Source organism: Kribbella sp. NPDC020701, assembly GCF_055562215.1.
This window is the reverse complement of record NZ_JBVHFT010000002.1, coordinates 405865-427679: the sequence shown is the minus strand read 5'-3', so window position 1 is coordinate 427679 and position 21815 is coordinate 405865. Positions and strand designations below refer to the sequence as shown.

Here is a 21815-nt window from a genome sequence, read left to right as displayed (position 1 = left end):
ACATGCGGAAGCCCCAGCTGGTGAAGGCCGAGGGACTGCCTGACCGGGTGACGATCTACGAGGTCGGCCCGCGCGACGGTCTGCAGAACGAGTCGGCGATCGTCGACGTCGCGGTGAAGGCCGAGTTCATCAACAGGCTGGTGGACGCCGGCCTGACGACCGTCGAGACCACCAGCTTCGTGCACCCGAAATGGGTCCCGCAGCTCGCCGACGCGGCCGAGTTGCTCGAACGGCTCGACCTGCCGGCCGCCGCACGCGCGCCTGTCCTCGTGCCGAACGAACGTGGCCTGGACCGTGCCCTCGCCGCCGGCGTCCGTGAGATCGCGATCTTCGCCAGCGCGACCGAGACCTTCGCGTCCAAGAACCTGAACTCCACGCTGGACGACCAGTTCACGATGTTCACCCCGACGATCCAGCGCGCGCTGGCCGAAGGGCTGACCGTCCGCGGGTACGTTTCGATGTGTTACGGCGACCCCTGGGAGGGCGACGTACCGATCGATCAGGTGGTGAAGGTCGGTGCGCAACTGGTCGAGCTCGGCTGCCACGAGCTCTCCCTCGGCGACACGATCGGCGTCGCGACACCAGGCCAGGTGACCGCGCTGATCGCCGCCTTCGCGGCCGCCGGGGTAGGCACCGACAAGCTCGCCGTCCACTTCCACGACACCTACGGCCAGGCCCTCGCCAACACCATCACCGCACTACAAGCCGGCGTCACGACGGTCGACAGCTCCGCAGGCGGCCTCGGCGGTTGCCCGTACGCCGAAAGTGCCACCGGCAACCTCGCCACCGAGGACCTCCTCTGGCAACTCGACGGCCTAGGCATCGAAACCGGCGTAGACCTGCAAAAACTAGTCACCACCAGCACCTGGATGGCCCAACAACTAGCCAAACCATCCCCCAGCCGAGTAGTCCAAGCCCTAGCCGGCTGAAACTGTCGGTGGGGGTGGGGAGGATGGGTGGGTGAGTACGCACCGGGGTGAGCTCGGGGAGTTTTTGAAGGCGCGGCGGGCTCGGGTGGCGCCCGAGGATGTCGGCCTGCCTGCCGGCGGGCGACGGCGTACGCCGGGGTTGCGGCGGGAAGAGTTGGCGCAGCTCGCCGGGGTCGGCGTGACTTGGTACACGTGGCTCGAGCAGGGGCGGCCGATCAACGCGAGCGGGCAGGTGCTCGACGCGGTCGCTGTGGCTCTGCGGCTGAGCTCGATCGAGCGCGAGCACCTGTACCGCTTGGCCGAGGCGACTCCGGCGCGGCCACCGCGGGCGAGCGTGTGTGCGAACGAGGCAGTGTTCGCCGAGATCCTCGACTCACTCGACCCGCTGCCGGCGGTGATCACGAACACCCGATTCGACATCGTCCGTACGAACGCGGCGTTCGCGGACCTCTTCCACGACTGGCACGAGCTGCCCTGCATCCACAAGAACCTGCTCTGGTGCATCGTCACCGAGCCGACCGCCCGCAAGCAGTTGCTCAACTACGACACCGAGCTCCCGTACCTCGTCGGCCGCCTGCGATCGGCGTACGGCGAACACGTCGGCGACGCGGAGTGGGAGACGGACCTGGAGCGGCTGCGGGCGTTGAGTCCTGAGTTCGCTGAGCTGTGGTCGCGCCACGAGGTCGCCGCCTGCACACCGCGGCCGCGGCAGGTCGTCCACCCGGTGGCCGGCGAGCTCCACCTCACGGTCACCGAGTTCGCGCTCCCCGCGCATCCAGACCTGCTCCTCTTCATCGAGACGCCCGCCGATGAGGAAACCCGCAAGCGTCTCCCCCTGACAAGACGCACCCTGGCGCCGGCCGACGCCTGACGCTCAGCGCGATTCCGGCGGTCCGCGCGTCGGCGCCCGGTAGCTGGGATCGTGCTGGAGGCCTCACCCACCAGCAGTGCCTCAGGGCGTATCAGGGCTCGATCGGGCGGCGGATGCGGCGTACGAGGCTCTTGTCGGCGTACTGACCGACGCGGTACGTCGACCAGCCGTCGACGCCGCCGCCGACCACGCCACCGAGCAGCGGGATGCGACGGGTGACCGTGAGCGCCATCTTCTTGCCGCTGATCCGCGCGATCAGCTCGCCGACCACCTCGCCGGAGACCTGGCGATCCAGCTCCGGGTCGAACACCGGGGCGGTCGCGATCGCCATCGGGGACGACACCAGGCTGGACTTCTTGATCCGGTCGGCGATGCCCTCCTCGCCGAGCAAGCAGGTGATGACCGCGGTGCGGACGCGCGGGTCGTCCAGGTCGTAGCCGCGCAGGTGCGCGATCGCGGCGACCATCCGCGCCTGGACGATCGCGATGCCGGTCAGGTTCGCGGGCAGTGAGACCGGGAGGGTGACAAGGCCGCCGAGTCCGGTGGCGAATCCCTGGACCCCAGCCAGCCGGATGTGCTGGTCGATCACCGCATCGACGGCGAGCTGCGCGTCGCCCTCGCACCGGATCAGCTTGCTCTCCGCGACCTGCTCGGCGCCGGGGAACCGCTGGTATCCGTCGATCGCGACTTCGAGAATCTGGCGCAGCACACCCGCCGCGGCCTGCGGGGCGAACCGCTGTGCGGCGGGCGCAAGACTGCTGGCGACGAACCTGGCTACTCCGGCCACGGTGCTCCTTCCCGCCCTCCCCCGCGTCCGGAAGCCTGGGCGTGCTTCAACTCTACGTGGCTTCCGGTACCCCGCCACTCGGGACAAACCCCTGGTGTCCCCTGGTGGTCCCCTCGACGACGGGCTGCCGGGCGTGGTCCAGGATGGTGGTGTGCCTGTCGAGCCTGCTGCTTCTGTGTGGGAGTTTCCGCCGGTCGGGGTTGCCGGGGCGAGTGACGTGGTCGCGGGCGGTGCGGACCTGGCGCCGGGGACCGTGCTGGCGGCGTACCGGCGGGGTCTGTTCCCGATGCCGGACCATCGCGGCTCGGTGCTGTGGTGGTCGCCGGTCGATCGAGGGGTGATCGAGGTGGCGGGGTATCGGCCGTCACGGACGGTACGGCGGGCGCGGAGCAAGTTCGAGATCCGGGTCAACACGGCGTTCGACCAGGTCATCCGCGCGTGTGCCGATCCGCGCCGGCCCGGCTCATGGATCGACCGGGACATCATCGCGTCGTACACCGAACTCCACCGGCTCGGCTGGGTGCACTCGGTCGAGGCCTGGGACGGTGATGAACTGGCGGGCGGTCTGTACGGCGTCGCGATCGGCGGGCTGTTCGCCGGTGAGTCCATGTTCCATCACAAGACGGATGGCTCGAAGGCTGCTGTCGCGGGGTTGATCGAGCTGCTGGACGACGAGTACGCCGCCGACCGCGTCCTCGACATCCAATGGGTTACCGACCATCTGGCGACCCTCGGCGCGATCGCGATCCCCCGCGACGACTACGTCCGCCGGATCACGCGCGCGGTCGACATCCCACTGCCCAAGGCCTTCAGCTGAGACCGACGAAGGTGGCCATTTGTTTGGTAGCGGACGCGAAGAATTCGTCCGCTGGGTCCATCGACCCGACCAGCTGACCGAACAACTCGAAGTTGATCATCCCGAACAGCTGCGTCCACACGATTACCATCCGCAACAGCACCCTCGGCGGGACGCCAGGCGCCAAACCGACCAGCACGTTCACCTGGCTCGCCAAGACGCCGTCCGGCTCGGGAGCATCGTCAGGCGGCACCAGCCGGCCCTCCGCGTCGGCTTGCTGCAGAAGGCCGAGGATCAGCATCGGCACCCGAACAGCAGGCTGCACCGTCGCCTGCGGCGCCTGGTAGCCCAGCACCGGCGACCCATAGATCAGCGCGTACTCCTGCGGATTCGCCCGAGCCCAGTCCCGAACAGCCGCAAACACAGCCCCCCATGTCTCCAACACATCCCAAGCCCCCGCCACCGGCGCAGCCTGCCGATCCCTCGCAACCGCCTCCCGCGCCACCTCCGCACCCCGCGGCTCCCGCGCCGCCTCCGCACCCTGCGGCTCCAACGCCACCTCCGCACCCCGCGGGTTCGACGCCACCTCCGCCGACTCCGCGTCCGCCGACCCCGTGTCCGCCGACCCCGTGTCCGCCGACCCCGCGTTCGCCGGGCCTGCGTCCGGTGTCTCCGGTGAGCGGACTGCGAACGCTGCGCCGGACTTCACGGCGGCTGCCTCGGCTGCTTCGCCCAAGGCGTCGTACGCGTCGATGATCAGCACCGTGAGCAGGTCATCGCGGCTCGGGAAGTACCGATAGATCGCCGACGACACCATCCCGAGCTCCCGGGAGACGGCGCGCAGCGACAACCCCTGTGCCCCGACCGTCGCGAGTTGCCGCCGGGCGACCGCCTTGATCTCGTCGGTCAGCTCGGCCCGGGCTCGCTCGCGTGCGGTGCGTCCAGCGTTCATGGCGTCAGTGTGCCACAAAATCGAGAGCAGTGCTCTTGACAGTGAGCACTGCTCCGGTGTTCACTGATCACAACAGAGAGCACCGCTCTCGCGGATCAGGAGAGGTACGACGATGCCGGAGTACAAGCAGACCTACGACAGCAAGCGCGTGATCACCGCGGCCGAGGGCAGCATGCGGGTCTTCAACCGGATCGTCGCCCGTCTCACCAAGCTCGGCCTGAGCCTGATGGGTAGCCGGGTCCTCTCGGTCCGCGGCCGCAAGACCGGCGAGTGGCGCAGCACCCCGGTCAACCTCCTGGTCCTCGACGGCCAGCGCTACCTGGTCGCGCCCCGAGGCCACACCCAGTGGGTGAAGAACCTCCGCGCCACCAACGAGGCCCGCCTACAACTCGGCCGCAAGGTCGAGACCTTCCGCGCCGAAGAGATCGCCGACGCCGACAAGACCCCGATGCTCCGCCTCTACCTCAAGAAGTGGGCCTGGGAAGTCGGCACCTTCTTCAGCGGCGACGTCACCAAAGACTCGCCCGACGAGGTCCTCCACCACATCGCCCCCGGAGTCCCCGTCTTCCGAATCCACCCCGCCTAATCCGCTCACCGCCGGGCCCAACCCGGCCACCGCCCCGGCAACCCGCCCACAGCCCCGCCTGATCAGGTCGAGTGGGAGATCACGATCTTGCCGAAGCCGCCGCCGTCGAAGTAGTAGCGGAAGGCGGCGGCGGTTTCGTCGAAGGGGAAGACCCGGTCGATGACCGGGTGCAGCTCAGCTTGGGCGATCGCCTCGTTCATTGCCTCGAAGTGTGCTCGGTGGCCGAGGGCGATCGGGCGAAGGGTCGCGGCGGACGTGAAGAGGAGCCGGGCGTCGATCGGGTCGGCGCCGCCCAGTGAACCGACGAAAGCGATCTCGCCCCCGGTAGCGACGGCACGCAGCGATTCGTTCAGAGAGCCGGCGACGTCCACGACATGATCGACGCCGCGGCCGTCGGTCAGTTCACGTACCTGCTTCGCCCAGTCCTGGGTGATGGTGTGGTTGATGACGGCATCGGCACCGAGCTCGGTCAGCCGCGCCGCCTTCTCGTCGCTCCCGGCGGTCGCGATCACCCGAGCCCCGAGCACCTTGGCCAACTGCAACGCGAACAACGACACCCCACCCGAGCCCAGAGTCAGAACCTGCTCGCCAGGTACCAGCCCCTGCCCGCCGACCAACGCGTTCCACGCGGTCACCGCCACACATGGCAGCGTCGCCGCCTCCTCGTACGTCAGATGCTCGGGAATCGGTACGACGCCTTCCTGATCGAGTACGGCGTACTCGGTCAGCAGCCCATCGAGCGAACCACCCAACTGATCCGCGCGCGCAAGGTCGAATTGCCCGTCGAACCACCGCTGAAACACAACCCCCATCACCCGATCCCCGACCTGGAACCGGTCGACCGCAGACCCCGCCGCGACCACCTCGCCAGCTCCATCGGACGCCGCGATGATGTCGTCGCCCACCGGCAGCGGATAGCGGCCCCGCAGAATATTCAGCTCACGCGAGCTAAGCGAGTTAGCTCGCATCCGCACCAGCACCTCAGTCGAACCAGGCTCCGGCACAGCATGTTCACGCAACCGCAGACTCTCAAGCCCGCCGCCGTACCGCAGGTGATAACTCTTCATCGTCTCCACACCCCAACGGTGCTTCCGCGACCCACCCACCCTCAATTCCCGCCCGGGAATCGCGTCGTAGCTCATGGCGCGTTCAAGGAACCGGCAATCGTGCAATGCCGCGTTGCACAAATGCGGATCGGGCCGGCCAGTCCGCACATGTGCATGAGGGTTTTGCGAGGGGAGTGCAGGTCGCGCCGGGAGGTACTTGAGGCGGTGCGCCGTCGGTCGACGACGTTTGGGGGGATGCTGCGAAGATGGCTGGATGATTAGTGGGGAGTTGTTGACGGCGGCGCCGAAGGTTCTGCTGCATGACCATTTGGATGGTGGGTTGCGGCCGGGGACGGTGGTGGAGTTGGCGCGGGAGATTGGGCATCGGTTGCCGCGGACTGATGCGGGGGAGCTCGGGGAGTGGTTTGTCGAGTCGGCGGATTCGGGGTCGCTCGAGCGGTACCTGGAGACGTTTGAACACACGGTTGCGGTGATGCAGAACGCTGAGGCGATCAAGCGGGTGGCCAGCGAGTGTGTGCAGGATCTGGCTGCGGATGGGGTGGTGTACGCCGAGGTGCGGTATGCCCCGGAGCAGCACCTGACTGCTGGGCTGACGCTTGAGCAGGTCGTGGATGCGGTCGGGGAAGGGTTCGAGCACGGGATGGCGGTCGCGGAGCGGCCGATCGTGGCTCGGCAGTTGCTGACGGCGATGCGGCACAAGGCTCGGTCCCGGGAGATCGCGGAGTTGGCGGTCGCGTACCGGGATGCGGGGGTGGTCGGGTTCGACATCGCCGGCGCGGAGGCGGGGTACCCGCCCACCAGGCACCTGGACGCGTTCGAGTACCTGCAGCGCGAGAACGCGCACTTCACCATCCACGCGGGCGAGGCGTTCGGCCTGCCGTCGATCTGGCAGGCGATCCAGTGGTGTGGCGCCGACCGGCTCGGCCACGGCGTACGGATCATCGACGACATCACCTATGACGCGGCTGGTGAGAAGGCCGAGCTCGGGCTGCTGGCGGCGTACGTGCGGGACCGGCGGATTCCGCTGGAGATGTGCCCGAGTTCCAATCTGCAGACCGGTGCGGCCGAGTCGATTGCGGATCACCCGATCGGGATGCTCACCAAGCTGCGCTTCCGGGTGACAGTCAATACCGACAATCGCTTGATGAGCGGTACCTCGATGAGTCGCGAGCTGACCCTTCTCGCGGACGCGTTCGACTACGGTCTGGCCGACTTCCGGTGGTTCGCCATCAACGCGATGAAGTCCGCCTTCATCCCCTTCGACGAGCGCCTTGCGCTGATTGATGGAGTAATCAAGCCCTGGTACGCCGAAGCCCTCGCCGGGTGACGTCGGCGAGGGCTATCGGGGTCAGACGGAGCGTTGGTAGGTGCGGAAGGCTCGGGTTGAGAGCCAGCCGACGAGGAGGGTGAAGGCGAGTAGGTAGGCGCTGTGGCGTAGCACCGACGACCAGTCCGGGTCGGCGGCCAGGGCTTGGCGGGCGGCGATCGCCGCCCAGTCGACCGGGTTGAAGCGAGCGGCCACGTTCACCCAGTGCGGCGCCACCGCCGGGTCGATCATGATCGACGACATGAAGGTGAGCGGCAGCGAGACGAACTGCGAGATCCCGATCAGAGCCTCCTGCTGCCGGGTCAGCAGCGCGACCGCGTTCGACAGCGAGCCGAACGCGATCCCGACCAGCATCGACACCCCGATCGTCACCAGGTAACCGGCCGCACCGCCGTGGTACCGCGCGCCGGCGGCGATGCCGATCACGAACACCAGGATGGTCTGGATCAGTGTCGTGGTCGCGTTGCTGATCAGCTGCCCGGCCATCAGCCCGCCGCGGCTGACCGGCGACGCGAGCATCCGATCCATCACTCCGCGTTCCATGTCGGCGATGAACGTCGTACCGTTCCAGCCGCTGGTCATCAGCGCGGTCATCATCACGATGCCGGGGGTGAGGAACGCGATGTACGACGAGTCGCTGAAGCCCGGGATGTTCACGACGCCCTTGAACAGCTGACCGAACAGCAGCAACCAGATCGCCGGCTGGATGAGCGTGAACGCGATCAACGCCGGCTGCCGGTACGACGCCCGCAGCCACCGGCCCGTGATCAGGCGAGTGTGGGCAAGGAACCCGGTACGGCGCGGAGCCGTGGCCGGAAGGGTTGCAGTGAGAGTGGTCATCACGCCGCCTCTTCCTCAACCCGGAACGAACGGCCCGTATACCGCAGATAGACGTCATCCAGCGACGGCCGTGACACGGTCACCGCGGTGACCGGAACCGCCTTGTCCTCAAGGGCTCCCAGTACGGCGGGAACCGCGGTCGCACCGTGGTCGACCCGAGCCCGCAGTACGTTGCCCTCGACAACGATCGCACCGACACCGGGCAGCTGGCCGAGCAACGTACGGACGGTGCCGTCGAGGTCCGGCGAGACCAGTTCGACCTGCACGGAGTCGCCGCGCAGCTCGGCCTTCAGCGCCTCCGGCGTGCCCTCGGCAACGATCCTGCCGTGGTCGACGATGGCGAGCTGATCGGCCAGCCGGTCCGCCTCCTCCAGGTAGTGCGTGGTGAGCAACACGGTCAGGCCTTCGTCGCCGGACAACCGGCCGACCTCGTTCCACAGGTCGGCGCGCGCCTCCGGGTCGAGGCCGGTGGTCGGTTCGTCGAGGAACAGCACCCGCGGCCGGTGGACCAGGCCGAGGGCGACGTCGAGTTTGCGCTGCATCCCACCGGAGTAGGTCTTCACCGGACGGTCGCCGGCCTCGGTCAGGTCGAACCGCGCCAGCAGTTCGGCGGCCCGGCGTACCGCGGAAGGCCGGGACAGGCCGTAGATCCGGCCGCTGAGCACGAGGTTCTCCACGCCGGTCGCCATCGGGTCGGAGCTGGACTTCTGCGGTACGTAGCCGATCGAACGCCGTACTTGGTCCGGCGAGCGGTCGACGTCGTACCCGGCGACGCGCGCTGTACCGGAGTCGGCCCGGGACAGCGTGGTGAGGATCTTGACGGTGGTCGACTTGCCGGCGCCGTTCGGACCGAGGAGGCCGAGAACGACGCCGTCGGGGACGCTGAAGGTGAGACCGTCGAGCGCGCGGAGGGGTGGGTTCTTGCGGCCGGCCGGGTACGTCTTGACCAGGTCGACCGCTTCGAGGGCATGCGTAGCCATCACGTGACTCCCTTGTGTGTGCTGGGAGCCGGACCGAGCTGGCTATCCTGATGAATGCGCCTTGGGTGCCAGGTCTTCGGACCGACTCGAGGAACCGCGGCCCTTGACCCTGGTGTTGCCGCACCGTGGGTCGAGGGCCGTCTTTCTATGGGATGGCCTTCATCCAGGCGAAGTCCGTCCCGAAATACTTGACCGGGTCCTTCAGTTGCTCCGCCGGGGTGATGCCCTCCTCGACGAAGACCTTCCAGGCCTGGCGCCAGAACGTGGATCCGCCGAGCGTGCCGGAGCGGATCTCCTCGGCCAGTTGGTGGACGTACGCCGACTCCGCCTGGAGCAGGGCCAGCCGGAACTCCGACTCGACCCAGAAGATCCGGGGGAACTCGATCGACGCCATCTGGTCGTGCATCGCGGTGATCTCCGCGATCTCCGCGTCGACTGCCGTGAGCCGCTGGTCCAGCAGTTCGACCACGCGATCGGGCGGCAGACCGGGGAGGTAGGCGAGGCCGGCCTCGAGCGGGTGGAACTCGCGCGACGGCGTACCGAGCAGCTCGGTCAGCCAGTCGGAGAACTCCTCCTGACCGGTCCTCGTGAGCTGGTAGACCGTCCGCTCCGGGCGGTTGCCCTCCCGGATCGTCTCCAGCGCCTCGACGAACCCGTGCTTCTCCAGCGCCGCGACGACGGAGTAGAGCGAGCCGTAGTTCAGCTTGATGCTCTGGTCCTTGCCGCGGGACCGGAGCAGCGTGGAGATCTCGTACGGGTGCATCGGCCGCTCGACGAGGCTCCCGAGCACCGCGAACGCCAGGGGATTCCCGACCTTTCGCCTGGCCATGGCACCCTCCTCGATCTCTAATACTCGAAATCGAGTATTAGACCCTGGGTATCCGATGTCAAGTAGTCAGCCAGGCGACCGCGCGGAACCCGAGCCGCCGTAGCGGCTGGACGGCGGTGAGGACCCGATAGAGCGGCTGTTCGACGTACTTCGTCAGCAGCCAGGCCAGCGTGATCACGCCGGCCACGGCGCCGGCGATCTGCAGGACCCGGCCCGCTCCGAGCGCCATCAGGTGGTAGGCGATCAGATAGCCGACCTCCTGGTTGAGGAGGTAGATGCCGAAGGAGATCTTCGCCAGGAACTGGATCGGCCGGCGAATCGGAGCCAGCAGCGCCCAGTCCGGCCCTCGGGCGGCCAGTGCGACGACGACCAGCAGCACTCCGATGCCCAACGACGACGGCACGTCAGCAGTGTGCGCGTGTTGCGCGAAGACGGTCGCGACGAGGAGAGAGCCGAGGTGCAGTACGCCGATCCGGCGCTCCGACCACAGCCAGATCGCGATGCCGATGGCGAACAGCTGCAGTCGGTGCAGTCCGAGTCCGTTCCAGGCCTGTTGGACCCAGAACGGGCTGTGCAGGATCCGGTCGTGCCACTGCACCACCACCGGCGCCAGCGTCATGACCCACAGCAGCACTGTGATCCGCTGACCCGAGCCCATGCCGCGCGGCCAGAGCAGACCGGCGGCGATGAACGCCATCAGCTGCAGCGGCAGCGTCCAGTACGAACCGTCGATCAGATGCACGGTCGGGTCGAACGAGCTGCTCAGCGTGAGATTGCCCCACAGGTCGTGTGGGGTGGGGAGAACCCAGTTGTCAGGCCCGAACAGCACCAGGACCGAGTAGGTGAACAGCACAGCGGCCAGGTACGGCGGGAGCGCCCGGCAGATCCGGCGCCACAGCCACCGCGAGGTCGATCCCTTCCGGATCGTGACGCAGATGAAGTACGCACTGATCACGAGCAGGATGCTGGCGCCGACCTGGAACGGATAGCTGCCCAGGGGTGCGCCGAGCTCGGGATGCAGCACCGGGCCCTGGTACGTCGTGTGGCAGAACATCCCTGCCAGGACGGCGAGCACGCGGACGACGTCCCAGCTCAGACGGCGTGAAGTACTGGCCCCGGGCGGGGTCGGCGTTGCCACAGTCGCTCCAACTTCTCTCGGCTCGCCGATCTCTTCGGCCGTTACCCCCCTGTGACACTTCGAAGGACACTACTAGGAGCCCACGGGGTCATCGCAAATCCTGTGGGCGATGTCACGCTGTGGTCGACCGGCTACACGCCGTGAATCAGCTGGCGGTCTGGAACGTACGGCGGTAGTCCTGCGGCGGCACACCGACCACCCGGCGGAAGTGGTGGCGCAGCAGGGCCGCAGTGCCGAATCCTGACTCGGCCGCGATTTGTTCGATGCCCATCCGGGTCTGCTCGAGCAGGGTCCGGGCGCGCAGGACGCGTTGCGTGGTGACCCACTTCAACGGCGTCGTCCCGGTCTCGGCGACGAACCGGCGAGCGAAGGTCCGCTCCGACATCTGAGCCCGCCGGGCCAGTGCGGGCACGGTGTGCTCGATGGTCAGGTTGTCGACCATCCAGTCGAGCACCGGCTGCAGGCTCTCGCCGGACGACTCCGGCACCGGGACGTCGACATACTGCCGTTGGCCGCCGTCGCGCTGTGGCGGAACCACCATCCGGCGGGCGATCCGGGTGGCTACCGCGCTGCCGAGCTCGCGCCGGACCAGGTGCAGACAGGCGTCGATCCCAGCCGCCGTACCGGCGCTGGTGATGATGTTGCCGTCGTCGACGAACAGCACGTCCGCGTCCAGCTTGGCCAGCGGGTACTGCTCCTGGAACAGCTTCTCGTAGCGCCAGTGCGTCGTACACGGCCGTCCGTCCAGCAGGCCGGCCTTGCCGAGCACGAACGCGCCCGAGCACACCGTCAGCAGGATCGCCCCACGGGCCTCGGCCCGGCGGAGTGCGTCGAGGATGCGCTCGTCGTACTCCTCCCGCCAGGTCGTCGCCGGCAGTGCGACCAGGTCGGCGTCCTCGAGCTCCTCCAGCCCGTACGGCGCGATCACCGCGGAGTGACTACTACTCCGCAGGGGCTGCCCGGGCTTGGTCGAACACACTTTGAAGTCGAACGCGGGCACGCCGTCATCGGTCCGGTCGATCCCGAACACCTCGGACACCACGCCGAACTCGAACATGGCGACGTCCTCCATCAGGACGACCGCGATCTTTCGGAGCATGCAGCCAGTATGGCAGTAATTTGTGGGAGTATGTCAATAGTGCCAATGGTGGCTGGATCTAGTTGGTAGCATGATTACTGCCATGACCGGATACATCGTTTTCGTAGTACTCGTGCTGGCCGTCATCGCGGCTCTGGAGATCAGCAACAGGCGCCACTCCACCGGTCTGACCGGTTCGGATGGCACCTGGGTCGCTGACGACCGCGACGTGGCCCGGACCAAGCTCGACCTGCTCGCCCTAGGTGGCGCGGCCGAGCCCTTCAACCACAAGCCCGCTGCGACCGCTGGGACCGTGCACACGATCCGCGGCGCTCGCCTCCTCACCCACCACGGCCGTCACGCGGCCTGAACCGATTTGCGCCAGTTGAGGGCGGTCACGTTGGTGGCCGCCCTCAGTGCGCCTTCCACCGGCCCGTAGCTGAAGGTGCTCAGCCAGATGTGGCTCAGCAGCACCTGTACGGCGAAGATGTCGATCGCGACGCCCGTCGTCGCTAATGGGGACAGCTGACCGACCAAGCCGAGGCCGACGCCGGTGAAGATCAGCAGGGTCGCGACGGACTGGCCCAGGTAGTTCGACAGGGCCATCCGGCCCGCCGGAGCCAGCAGGCGGCGGACGTCCTGTCCCCGGTCGGAGTGCATGATCCGCAGCAGCGTGGCGACGTACGCGGCAGTCAGGAAGGGCGCGGTCAGCACACTGGCCAGTACGGAGCCGGTGTCGCCGTTGCCGCCGGACGCATAGGCCACACCGCCCGTGATGCCGATGGTGAAGCCAACGAGTTGGATCAGTCGTAGCACTGCCTCGGTGCCGTTGAGGTTGTCGAGAAGTCGGCGGCGTCCGGCGACCATGCCGATCAGGAACGCGGCCAGGGTGGTCGGGCCTTGGACAGTGAGCAGTGAGAGGCCGTACGTCGGCAGGGCGCGGACGTGCTCGCCGACGACATCGCTGAACGAGCCGGCCAGGTTGGCAGTGGTCTCCTGCGCGGGTGCGACCGCCGTAGTCGGGTCGATGATCGCCGAGCTGTCGATGAACATCGTCGCGGCAGCCAGGGTGACGAAGAGGTAGGCATAGATGGCGCCGGCGACGATCAGGGCCGTCCGGTCCTTCACACGCCGCATGCCGAGCAGGACCAGCCCGATCAGCGCATAGACGCTGAGGATGTCGCCGGTGATCAGGAAGACCCCGTGCAGGCAGCCGATCACGAACAGGCCGCCCAGTCGGCGCAGCATCCGCGGCCGGAACGCTGCACCGGCTCGCTGTGCCGCCACCAGTTGCAACTGGAAGCTGTACCCGAAGAGGAACGAGAACAGCAGGTAGAACTTCATGTCCACGAACGTCGCCGACACCCAGTGCACCGACTCGTCGAGCCACGACCGGTACGCCGGATCCTCCGCGACGTGGATCGGGAAGCCCGAGGCGGCGAAGGTGATGTTCACGATCACGATGCCCAGCAGGGCGAAACCACGCAGCGCGTCGATGTCCTGGATCCGCGGCCGATTGCGTACCTGGCTCATGTGGTCCAGCACACCAATGCACGGCGCCGGGCACAGTAACCCTGACTCTCCCCCTAGGGGTGGACTTTGCTCTACCTCCGACGGGAACCCAACGGCCGCGGGCGTCGTCTGTAGCGACTGAAAGGGTTTTCCGATCTGAGGAGGGTGCATGCACCGGAGGACGTTCCTGCAAGGGCTGGCCGCGGCGGCCGTTGGCGCGCCGGCAGTCACGCTACTGGGGCAGCAGGACGCACAGGCGGCGGTGGTGGCTGCGAACTACTACGTGGCGACCACCGAACAGACCAAGAACAAGGTCCTCGTCTTCCCCAAGAACAAAGCGTTCTCGGACGCCAATGTGCACTGGAGCTTCAGCCCTGGCGGCGGAGCCTGGTCGAACCTGTCCGACGTGAAGATCCGCGAGACCGCGGCGCAGGGCTGGATCGCGCTGATGGCCGCGTCCGGCGGCAAGGCCGGGATCGTGAACATCGACAGCGAGAAGAACACCGAGCTGAACGACCTGGCCTGGAGCGCGATGCCGGGCGGGAACCCGCACGCGATCGAGCGGGTGCCGGGGAACGGGTCCGTGATCGTGGCGAGCTCCGACGGCAAGCTCACGCTGTACGCACCGAGCAGTGTCGGCAACCTCGGCAGCCTGGCGAAGGTGCAGACCGTGGACTACGCGGGTGCGCACGGGGTGCTGTGGGACCCGACGTACGAACTGCTGTGGGTGGTGGGGAAGAACCGGTTCAGCCACTACGCGGTGATGGGCAGCAAGCGGAACACGCGGCTCAAGTACGCCGCCCACTTCAGCTTGGGGAGTGGGAATCTCGGGCACGACCTGCAGCCCGACTACACCAACCACCAGAAGATGCTGATCACGGCGACGAAGGGGGTGTACGAGCTGCTGACCGACGGCGGGACGTTCCGGACCCGGAAGATCTCGTCGGAGACGCGGGTGAAGTCCCACGTGAAACACTCCTCCGGTGAGGTCGTGTCGATCCGTGGCGACGGGACGCAGCCGCGGGACTGGGCGAACAAGACGGTCCGCTTCTCCGCGTCGCCGGACCGGACCCGGTCGGGTGCGCAGTTCTACAAGGCGCGGATCTGGACGCCGGCCTTCCAGTAGATCTGCGCTGCCAATAAGTCGGCGCTGCCGGTAATTCGGTTCTGAGCCGCGTCGCGGTGTGCCAGAGTTCGAGCCGTGAGTGACTACCGGGATGTGAATCGGGCCAGCTGGGACGAGCGGGTGCCGGCGCATGTGGCGTCGCCGGACTACCGGGTGGCGTCGTTCGAGCAGGATCCGTCGTACCTCAGCGGGGTCGTCCGGTTCGACGTACCTCGGCTGGGCGACATCTCCGGGCTGCGCGGGGTGCACCTGCAGTGCCACATCGGCACTGACACGGTGTCACTCGCGCGGCTCGGGGCGCGGATGAGCGGGCTCGACTTCTCGGCGCCCGCCGTGGAGCAGGCGCAGTCGCTGGCCGATCGGCTCGGGCTGACCGCGGACTTCCACGTGGCCGATGTGTACGACGCGGTCGAGGTGCTCGGCGCGTCGTCGTACGACCTGGTCTACACCGGGATCGGCGCGCTGTGCTGGCTGCCCGACATCCAGCGCTGGGCGGACACGGTCGCCGGACTGCTCAAGCCCGGTGGGCGGCTCTTCCTCCGCGAGGGCCACCCGATGCTGTGGGCGCTGGCCGGCGAGGGCCTCGAGGAGCCCGTGCTGAGGCACCCGTACTTCGAAGCCGTGGAGCCGATCGTGTGGGACGAGGGCGGGACGTACGTCGAGACCGACGTCGAGTTCACTGTGAACCTGACCCACGAGTGGAACCACGGCCTGGCCGAGATCATCACCGCGGTCCAGAAGGCCGGACTGACGTTCGACTCGCTCGCCGAACACGACAGCGCGCCGTGGAATGCCATGCCCGGCCTGATGACCGAGGATGCCGCGGGCGAGTGGCGGCTGACGGAGAACCCGAACCGGCTCCCCGCCACCTACACCCTCCAGGCCCACCGCACTCAGTAGCTCAGTGCGCCCGTGACGCTCAGTGCGCCCGGCGCTGCTGGACCTTCTGGAACGCTTCCTTGAGCTTCTGCTGGTTCTCCGGCTTGCTCAGCTCGCGCTGCAAGACCTGAGCCACCTTGGCGACGACGGCACCCTTCACCAACGTCTTCACAAACCCCATGAGGGCCTCCCTACTCTGTTGCCACCGACGGTATCCGGCCGCGCAACCACCCTCCATAGGTGATCCGCCGGAGAAACCCGGGAAAGTGTCCCTGGGTTCGGGCACACTGGGACGGTGCCTGAGTTGCCGGAGGTGGAGTCGCTGGCGGGGTTCCTGCGGGAGCGAGCCGTCGGGCGGGCGTTCGTGCGTGCGGACATCACGGCCATCAGTGCGTTGAAGACGTACGATCCGCCGATCTCCGCGTTGGTCGGGTTGCTGATCGACGACGTGCAGCGGCACGGGAAGTTCCTGGACATCGAGGCGCAGGGCGTGCACCTGGTGATCCACCTGGCCCGCGCCGGCTGGCTGCGGTGGAAAGAGGAGCAGTCGACGACGCTGGTCCGGCCCGGGAAGGGCCCGATCGCGTTGCGAACCGTGCTGGACGACGGCTCCGGGTTCGACCTGACCGAGGCGGGCACGCAGAAGAAGCTCGCGGTGTACGTGGTCCGCGATCCATCCGAGGTGCCGGGGATCGCGCGGCTGGGGCCGGATCCGTTCACGCTCTCACTCGACGACTTCGCCGCCATCCTCAAGCGCGAGGGCCGCGTGCAGCTCAAGGGCGTCCTCCGGAACCAGTCCGTCATCGCGGGCATCGGCAACGCCTACTCCGACGAGATCCTGCACGTCGCGAAGATGAGCCCGTTCAAACCGGCTTCGAACCTCACCGACGACGAGCTCAAGATCCTGTACGACGCGATGCGCGAAACCCTCCAGGACGCGGTCGACCGCTCGGCCGGCCTCGCCGTCCAGGACCTGAAGTCGGAGAAGAAGTCCGGCCTGCGGGTGCACGGACGCAAGGGCGAGAAGTGCCCGGTCTGCGGTGACATTGTCCGCGAGGTCAGCTTCCACGACTCCTCACTGCAGTACTGCGCCACCTGCCAGACAGGCGGGAAGCCGCTCGCCGACCGCCGCCTCTCCAAGCTCCTCAAGTAGTCACCGGTCAAAGGTGAATGACGTACGGCGATGATGCCGACCGGCGGCCCGCGTCGAGCCGGGCCTGAACCTCCTCCGCTCCCGGCGGCCCGGTCAGCCGTGTCACCCATCCGATCGATCGGCCCGGCGCGAGCCGGTCGAACGTCCACCGGTGATCGCTGGCCGACCAGCCCGGCGGCAGTGGCAGCACGACCTCGCCACGGGCCCGCGTCCGGCCGAAGTTGGTGACCAGGACCGTGAGTTCGCCCGGTGCGCTCGGGTGGATGGAGGCCAGCACGGTGCCGACCGGTGCGATGAGCATCCGCCGTACGCCGGTGGGGACGAGCAGCCGCAGCACTCGACTGTCCGGCAGCGCGAACGGGCCGATCGTCGCCCGCTGCAGTTGGCAGCCGGAGACGGCGTACATCCGGCCCGCCAGCCGGATGTGGTGCTGACTGTCCGGATCGATCGGCCCGAGGAACCGTACGGCGACCTCCGCGGAGCGACGTGCGACCAGGTGCGCCGTCGGACCGGCCGGGGTGAGGTCCCAGACGCCGTCGGCGTTGGCGGTGACGGTATCCGGCGGGACGATCCGGAGTTTGCCCTGCAGTGCGACCCGGACGAGCGGTGGGTCGGCTGACTCGGGCAGGCGGACCACCAGGTCGTCGCCGTCCTGCCGCCAGGTCAGGGCCTTGCCGGTCAGGTCCTCGACGACGTGCAGTGGGGTGGTGGCCAGGCCCGGCAGCCGGACCTCGTGGTCGGGTGGCCGGCGGGCGATCCGGAGCAGGAGGAGCTCACGGCTTCGCAGGATCGCCTCACCCCAGGGTTGCGGCTCGAACTCCCCCGGGATCCCCTGAATCAGTGCCACCGCAGCCTCCTTCGAGCCACCGTCCGCAATCCGGGGAGCGTTGTCAATCCGTTATCCCACACCTCGGGCAATCGCATTCCCAGCCTCCCGCGCGACTGCCGGGGCCGACGGTGTGTGGGCCGGTCTGCCATGCTTGGCGGCATGTTCCAGAACCAGCAGATTCCCTCGGTCGTCGTGGCCGATCTCGACGACACGTTGCTGACCGAGGCGTTCGTGCTCGACGTCCGTGAGCCGGACGAGTGGGACCGCGGGCACATCGAGGGTGCCAAGCACATCCCGCTCGGCGAGCTGCAGGAGCGGGTCGGCGAGGTGCCGCTGGATCAGAAGGTGCTCTGCGTCTGCGCCGTCGGCGGCCGCTCCGGGATGGCGACCCAGTTCCTCAATCAGCTCGGCCGGGAGGCGATCAACCTCGACGGCGGCATGCACGCCTGGCAGACCTCCGGGCGTCCGGTAAGCACCAACTGACCACGAGCGTGGTGAGCCGGGTCAGCTTCGACGATCCAGAACCCGGCCACCGCCCGGCACGGTCGCCTCGACCCGCCAGCTGACCACCAACCTGAGAAGAAAACCTTCCGGTCGGGCTCTGGAGACGTTACTTTGTCACCGGTCGGTTGACCGGCGTACACCTGTGCCTCACACGGCGGTAGGGCACACGGCGTCGGATGGCCGCGTCCGTCCACGCTGGGGAGGCTGTTGTGTCGCTCTACCGATCTCTCAGTACCGCGCTCGGGGTGGGCGGCCTGCTCGCCGGCGCCGCGCTGACCCCGGCCTTCGCGCAGCCGGTCCCCGCTCCGCAGCCGGTCGAGGCCCAGCGGGCCTCGTCGTCGAGCTCGGACATCGCCGACGTCGCGATCGCTCCGGCCGGCGAAGGGCTGGTGACGAGCCGGCAGGACAGCCCGGTCGCACCCGGCGTCGACTACACCGCCTTCGAGCGGCTCGACGCCCGCGGCTGGTTGCGCGGCGACATCCTCGCCACTGACCTGGACAAGCACGGCGTGACCGTCGACTACGTCAACACCGGCAAGGTCTCCGGCGGTACGCCGCTCAGCCGGCAGCTGGCGCGGAAAGGCGCGATCGCCGGGGTCAACGGCGACTTCTTCGACATCAACGACACCACTGCGCCGCTCGGCGTCGGGGTCGAGCGGTCCGGCCGGCTGATCAACGCCCCGGCAGCCGGCCACAACGACACCGCGGTGATCGGCAAGGACGGCCTCGGGTCGATCGCCCAGCTCTTCCTGCAAGGTACGGCGACCGACGACGACGCGACGAAGCTCGAGCTGACCAACCTGAACTCGCCGGCCGTCAACTCCGGCGGGATCGGCCTCTACACCCCGGAGTGGGGCGACGCGGCCCGGACCAGGACCGTCGACGGCCTGCCGACCGTCCGCGAGGTGATCCTTCGCGACGGTGTGGTCGTCTCGTCGGCCGCCACACCGGCCACCACGCCGCTGGCCGCGAACGAGCAGGCGCTGATCGGCCGTGAGGCCGGCGCCGACGCGCTCATCGCTTTCGAGGTCGGCGACAAGGTCGACGTGCAGTACGGCCTGCGGCCCGACGCTGCGGACGTCGCGGTCGGCATCAGCGGCAACTACCAGCTCGCGAAGGACGGCAAGGTTCCCGACGACGTGCCGGACGCCGACCTTGCGCCGCGGACCGCGGTCGGGTTCGACGCCGACGGCAGCCGGATGATCCTGCTCACGGTCGATGGCCGGGCGACCGGCTCCCGCGGCTTGTCGCTGAAGGAGATGGGCCAGCTGATGATCGGCCTCGGGGCCGACGACGCGCTCAACCTGGACGGCGGCGGGTCGTCGACGATGCTGGCCCGCACACCCGGCAAGGCGGCGCCGTCGGTGGTGAACGACCCGTCCGACGGCGGCGAGCGCCTGATCCCGAACGGCCTCGGACTGCTGCCGGTCAAGGGCTCCGGCAAGCTCAAGGGCTTCCGCGTCGAGGCGCTGGGCACCGCGGCCGAGGAGCCGGACACCGACATCTCCCGCAGCTCCCGTGTCCTCACCGGTCTCAGCCGCGTTCTCACGGCCACCGGTCACGACGAGACCTACGCTCCGGCGACGGGTACGCCGTCCTGGTTCGGCGGAAGCAATGTCCGCGTCGACCAGCAGGGTGTGGTGACCGGTCGGAAGGCCGGCGAGGCGGTGATCACGGCGGCCCGCGGTACGGCGAACGGAAGGTTCCCGATGACAGTCCTCGGTACGCCGACCCGCCTGGCACCGTCGACCCGGCAGGTGTCGTTGCCGGACGCAATGGCCAAGGGCTTCTTCGAGGTCGACGGGTACGACGCCGACGGCTTCTCCACCTGGATCGAGCCCCGCGACGTCACGCTGGACTACGACCCGGCAGTCGTGAATGTGGTTGCTAAGGGCAATGGATTCCAGGTGAACGTGCTGAGCGACCAGGCGGTCTCGACAGTGATCACCGCCAAGGTCGGTTCCTTGAGCACTCAGCTCAGTGTCACCGCCGGGTTGGCCGCCACGGTCGTCGACGAGCTCGACGACGTCACCAAGTGGGCGGCGAACGCCGTACCGGTCGGAGCGGCGACGGCGTCGCGGTCGGCTGCCGAAGGGCATGACGGCGGTCAGGCGATCGCGCTCGACTACTCGCTCACGGGCAGTACGGCGACGCGAGCGGCGTACCTGTCCCAGACTCCGCAGCAGACGCTGCCCGGCCAGCCGCAGAAGCTCGGCGCGTGGGTGTACGGCGACGGCAAGGGTGCGTGGCTGCGGGCGAACGCGTACGACGCGGCCGGCGGTACGGCACAGACCCTGAACCTCGCCGCTTCGGTGGACTGGACCGGCTGGAAGTACGTCGAGGCGGACATCCCGCCCGGTCTGACGATGCCGCTGCGGTTCTGGCGGATCTACGTGGTGGAGACCGTTCCGACCCGGCAGTACTCCGGCCGGATCATCGTCGACGACCTGACCGTGCGCAGCGCGCCGCCGGTGACGGTGGCGCCGCCGGCGAAGGTGATCGACCCGATGGTGGTGACCGACGGGACGGTGACCGGCGGTGGCCGCTGGCGGTTCGCGGTCATGTCGGATGCGCAGTTCACCTCCGACGACCCGAACTCGGACTACGTCAAGCAGGCCCGGCGGACGATCCGCGAGGCGCTCGCGCAGAACCCGGACTTCCTGGTGATCAACGGCGACTTCGTCGACCGCGCGTTCGGGCCGGACATCGCGCTGGCCAAGCAGATCATCGACGAGGAGGTCGCGGGCAAGGTGCCGGTGCACTATGTGCCGGGCAACCACGAGAGCTACGGACCGGGGGACCTGTCCGAGTGGAGCAAGGTGTTCGGCTCGCCGACCAGCACCTTCGACCACAAGGGCACGCGGTTCATCCTGCGCGACTCGTCGCTCGGATCGCTGCGGGCCGGTGGGTTCGACCAGATCCTCGACCTGCGCGCGCAACTCGACGACGCGGCCCAGAACAAGGCGATCCGCAACGTCGTGGTGATGGCGCACCACCCGATCGACGACCCGTCACCGACGCAGAACTCGCAGCTCGGTGACCGCAAGGAAGCCGCGATGATCGTGCGGTGGCTGGCCGACTTCCGGGCCTCGACCGGGAAGGGTGCGGCGTACATGGCCGCGCACGCCGGGACGTTCGCGGCGACCCGGACAGACGGCGTGCTGCTGCCGCTGACCGGCAACTCGGGCAAGAGCCCGGCCGCGGCGCCGGATGCCGGTGGCTTCACCGGCTGGGCGCTGGTCAGGATCGACCCCAAGGCCTCGGCGGCTCCGGCCGGCGAGCGAAAGTGGTCCGCGCCTGAGCGGTCCTGGTTCCAGGTCGAGCTGCGTCCGCACGTGGACTCGCTCGAGCTCACCGCACCGGCATCACTGCAGCGTGGTGAGATGGGTACAGCGGCAGCCACCGTCGTCCAGGACAGCCGCCGGGTGCCGGTGGCGTTCCCGGTCTCGTCGGACTGGTGGGGCTCGCAGCAACTCCACATCGGCCCGGCCCGGACCGCGCCGTTCTGGGCGGTCGCGTCGTACGACCCGTCCACCGGCCAGGTGACCGCCCTGCGCCCCGGCACCGCTCAGCTCGGCGTCACCGTCAACGGAGTCTCCAAGAGCACTACCATCAAGGTCGATTGGTAGCGT

General features: G+C 68.3%; 22 protein-coding genes. 11 read left to right on the top strand and 11 right to left on the bottom strand.

What is annotated here, in order from left to right; translation table 11 throughout:
- Window positions 1–2 precede the first annotated feature (2 nt).
- The gene (locus ACZ3HV_RS05580; RefSeq protein ID WP_465681229.1) at window positions 3–929 is read left to right on the top strand and encodes a hydroxymethylglutaryl-CoA lyase; all 927 of its coding nucleotides are present in this window, start codon (window positions 3–5) and stop codon (window positions 927–929) included.
- A 31-nt stretch (window positions 930–960) separates the two neighbouring features.
- The gene (locus ACZ3HV_RS05575) at window positions 961–1800 is read left to right on the top strand and encodes a helix-turn-helix transcriptional regulator (RefSeq protein WP_465681227.1); all 840 of its coding nucleotides are present in this window, start codon (window positions 961–963) and stop codon (window positions 1798–1800) included.
- 91 nt (window positions 1801–1891) lie between these two features.
- Here the strand turns inward: ACZ3HV_RS05575 and ACZ3HV_RS05570 are convergent, their stop codons facing one another.
- Window positions 1892–2587, bottom strand: a complete 696-nt coding sequence (locus tag ACZ3HV_RS05570; protein WP_360368649.1) for an EcsC family protein — start codon at window positions 2585–2587, stop codon at window positions 1892–1894.
- A 151-nt stretch (window positions 2588–2738) separates the two neighbouring features.
- On the opposite strand from ACZ3HV_RS05570, the gene aat reads away from it, so the two are divergent.
- Entirely contained in the window at window positions 2739–3404 is a 666-nt protein-coding gene (aat, locus tag ACZ3HV_RS05565; protein WP_465681225.1) for a leucyl/phenylalanyl-tRNA--protein transferase, read from the top strand.
- On the opposite strand, the gene ACZ3HV_RS05560 is transcribed toward aat, so the two are convergent.
- Window positions 3397–4335, bottom strand: a complete 939-nt coding sequence (locus ACZ3HV_RS05560; RefSeq protein ID WP_465681223.1) for a TetR/AcrR family transcriptional regulator — start codon at window positions 4333–4335, stop codon at window positions 3397–3399. The genes aat and ACZ3HV_RS05560 overlap by 8 nt on opposite strands.
- Before the next feature lie 112 nt (window positions 4336–4447).
- Between ACZ3HV_RS05560 and ACZ3HV_RS05555 the strand changes: the two genes are divergently transcribed.
- Window positions 4448–4921, top strand: a complete 474-nt coding sequence (locus ACZ3HV_RS05555; protein ID WP_465681221.1) for a nitroreductase family deazaflavin-dependent oxidoreductase — start codon at window positions 4448–4450, stop codon at window positions 4919–4921.
- Between the two features lie 62 nt (window positions 4922–4983).
- Here ACZ3HV_RS05555 and ACZ3HV_RS05550 read toward each other — a convergent pair whose 3' ends face one another.
- Window positions 4984–5988, bottom strand: coding sequence for a zinc-dependent alcohol dehydrogenase family protein (locus ACZ3HV_RS05550; RefSeq protein WP_465681219.1), 1005 nt, complete (start codon window positions 5986–5988; stop codon window positions 4984–4986).
- A gap of 253 nt (window positions 5989–6241) precedes the next feature.
- Between ACZ3HV_RS05550 and ACZ3HV_RS05545 the strand changes: the two genes are divergently transcribed.
- Entirely contained in the window at window positions 6242–7315 is a 1074-nt protein-coding gene (locus ACZ3HV_RS05545) for an adenosine deaminase (RefSeq protein ID WP_465681217.1), read from the top strand.
- A 21-nt stretch (window positions 7316–7336) separates the two neighbouring features.
- Here ACZ3HV_RS05545 and ACZ3HV_RS05540 read toward each other — a convergent pair whose 3' ends face one another.
- From ACZ3HV_RS05540 to ACZ3HV_RS05520, 5 genes are all read right to left on the bottom strand, one after another.
- Window positions 7337–8155: an ABC transporter permease gene (locus tag ACZ3HV_RS05540; protein WP_465681215.1), complete on the bottom strand. Its 819-nt coding sequence runs from the start codon at window positions 8153–8155 to the stop codon at window positions 7337–7339.
- Entirely contained in the window at window positions 8155–9135 is a 981-nt protein-coding gene (locus ACZ3HV_RS05535) for an ATP-binding cassette domain-containing protein (protein WP_465681213.1), read from the bottom strand. The genes ACZ3HV_RS05540 and ACZ3HV_RS05535 overlap by 1 nt, the downstream gene beginning before the upstream one ends.
- Window positions 9136–9280: 145 nt before the next feature.
- On the bottom strand, window positions 9281–9964 hold the full coding sequence (locus ACZ3HV_RS05530; protein ID WP_465681212.1) for a PadR family transcriptional regulator: 684 nt from the start codon (window positions 9962–9964) through the stop codon (window positions 9281–9283).
- A 58-nt stretch (window positions 9965–10022) separates the two neighbouring features.
- Window positions 10023–11102, bottom strand: a complete 1080-nt coding sequence (locus ACZ3HV_RS05525; protein WP_465681211.1) for an acyltransferase family protein — start codon at window positions 11100–11102, stop codon at window positions 10023–10025.
- A gap of 145 nt (window positions 11103–11247) precedes the next feature.
- Window positions 11248–12201 carry a GlxA family transcriptional regulator gene (locus ACZ3HV_RS05520; RefSeq protein ID WP_465681209.1) on the bottom strand — a complete coding sequence of 318 codons (954 nt, stop codon included), beginning with the start codon at window positions 12199–12201 and terminating at the stop codon, window positions 11248–11250.
- Between the two features lie 82 nt (window positions 12202–12283).
- On the opposite strand from ACZ3HV_RS05520, the gene ACZ3HV_RS05515 reads away from it, so the two are divergent.
- Window positions 12284–12550, top strand: a complete 267-nt coding sequence (locus ACZ3HV_RS05515; protein WP_465681207.1) for a hypothetical protein — start codon at window positions 12284–12286, stop codon at window positions 12548–12550.
- On the opposite strand, the gene ACZ3HV_RS05510 is transcribed toward ACZ3HV_RS05515, so the two are convergent.
- Window positions 12538–13713, bottom strand: a complete 1176-nt coding sequence (locus tag ACZ3HV_RS05510) for a DUF418 domain-containing protein (protein ID WP_465681206.1) — start codon at window positions 13711–13713, stop codon at window positions 12538–12540. The genes ACZ3HV_RS05515 and ACZ3HV_RS05510 overlap by 13 nt on opposite strands.
- 148 nt (window positions 13714–13861) lie before the next feature.
- Here ACZ3HV_RS05510 and ACZ3HV_RS05505 point away from each other — a divergent pair, with 148 nt between their 5' ends.
- Together ACZ3HV_RS05505 and ACZ3HV_RS05500 are read left to right on the top strand one after the other, a co-directional pair.
- Entirely contained in the window at window positions 13862–14818 is a 957-nt protein-coding gene (locus tag ACZ3HV_RS05505; protein ID WP_465681204.1) for a DUF6528 family protein, read from the top strand.
- 75 nt (window positions 14819–14893) lie between these two features.
- Window positions 14894–15718, top strand: coding sequence for a class I SAM-dependent methyltransferase (locus ACZ3HV_RS05500; protein ID WP_465681203.1), 825 nt, complete (start codon window positions 14894–14896; stop codon window positions 15716–15718).
- Window positions 15719–15737: 19 nt separating this feature from the next.
- Here ACZ3HV_RS05500 and ACZ3HV_RS05495 read toward each other — a convergent pair whose 3' ends face one another.
- A complete protein-coding gene (locus ACZ3HV_RS05495) occupies window positions 15738–15878 on the bottom strand; it encodes a hypothetical protein (protein ID WP_360368690.1) in 141 nt (46 codons plus the stop codon).
- Window positions 15879–15992: 114 nt separating this feature from the next.
- Here ACZ3HV_RS05495 and ACZ3HV_RS05490 point away from each other — a divergent pair, with 114 nt between their 5' ends.
- Window positions 15993–16850: a DNA-formamidopyrimidine glycosylase family protein gene (locus tag ACZ3HV_RS05490; RefSeq protein WP_465681202.1), complete on the top strand. Its 858-nt coding sequence runs from the start codon at window positions 15993–15995 to the stop codon at window positions 16848–16850.
- Window positions 16851–16857: 7 nt separating this feature from the next.
- Here the strand turns inward: ACZ3HV_RS05490 and ACZ3HV_RS05485 are convergent, their stop codons facing one another.
- Window positions 16858–17697, bottom strand: coding sequence for a hypothetical protein (locus ACZ3HV_RS05485; RefSeq protein WP_465681200.1), 840 nt, complete (start codon window positions 17695–17697; stop codon window positions 16858–16860).
- A 141-nt stretch (window positions 17698–17838) separates the two neighbouring features.
- On the opposite strand from ACZ3HV_RS05485, the gene ACZ3HV_RS05480 reads away from it, so the two are divergent.
- A complete protein-coding gene (locus ACZ3HV_RS05480; RefSeq protein WP_465681198.1) occupies window positions 17839–18162 on the top strand; it encodes a rhodanese-like domain-containing protein in 324 nt (107 codons plus the stop codon).
- Between the two features lie 230 nt (window positions 18163–18392).
- Window positions 18393–21812, top strand: coding sequence for a phosphodiester glycosidase family protein (locus tag ACZ3HV_RS05475; RefSeq protein ID WP_465681196.1), 3420 nt, complete (start codon window positions 18393–18395; stop codon window positions 21810–21812).
- The last annotated feature ends 3 nt before the right edge of the window (window positions 21813–21815 follow it).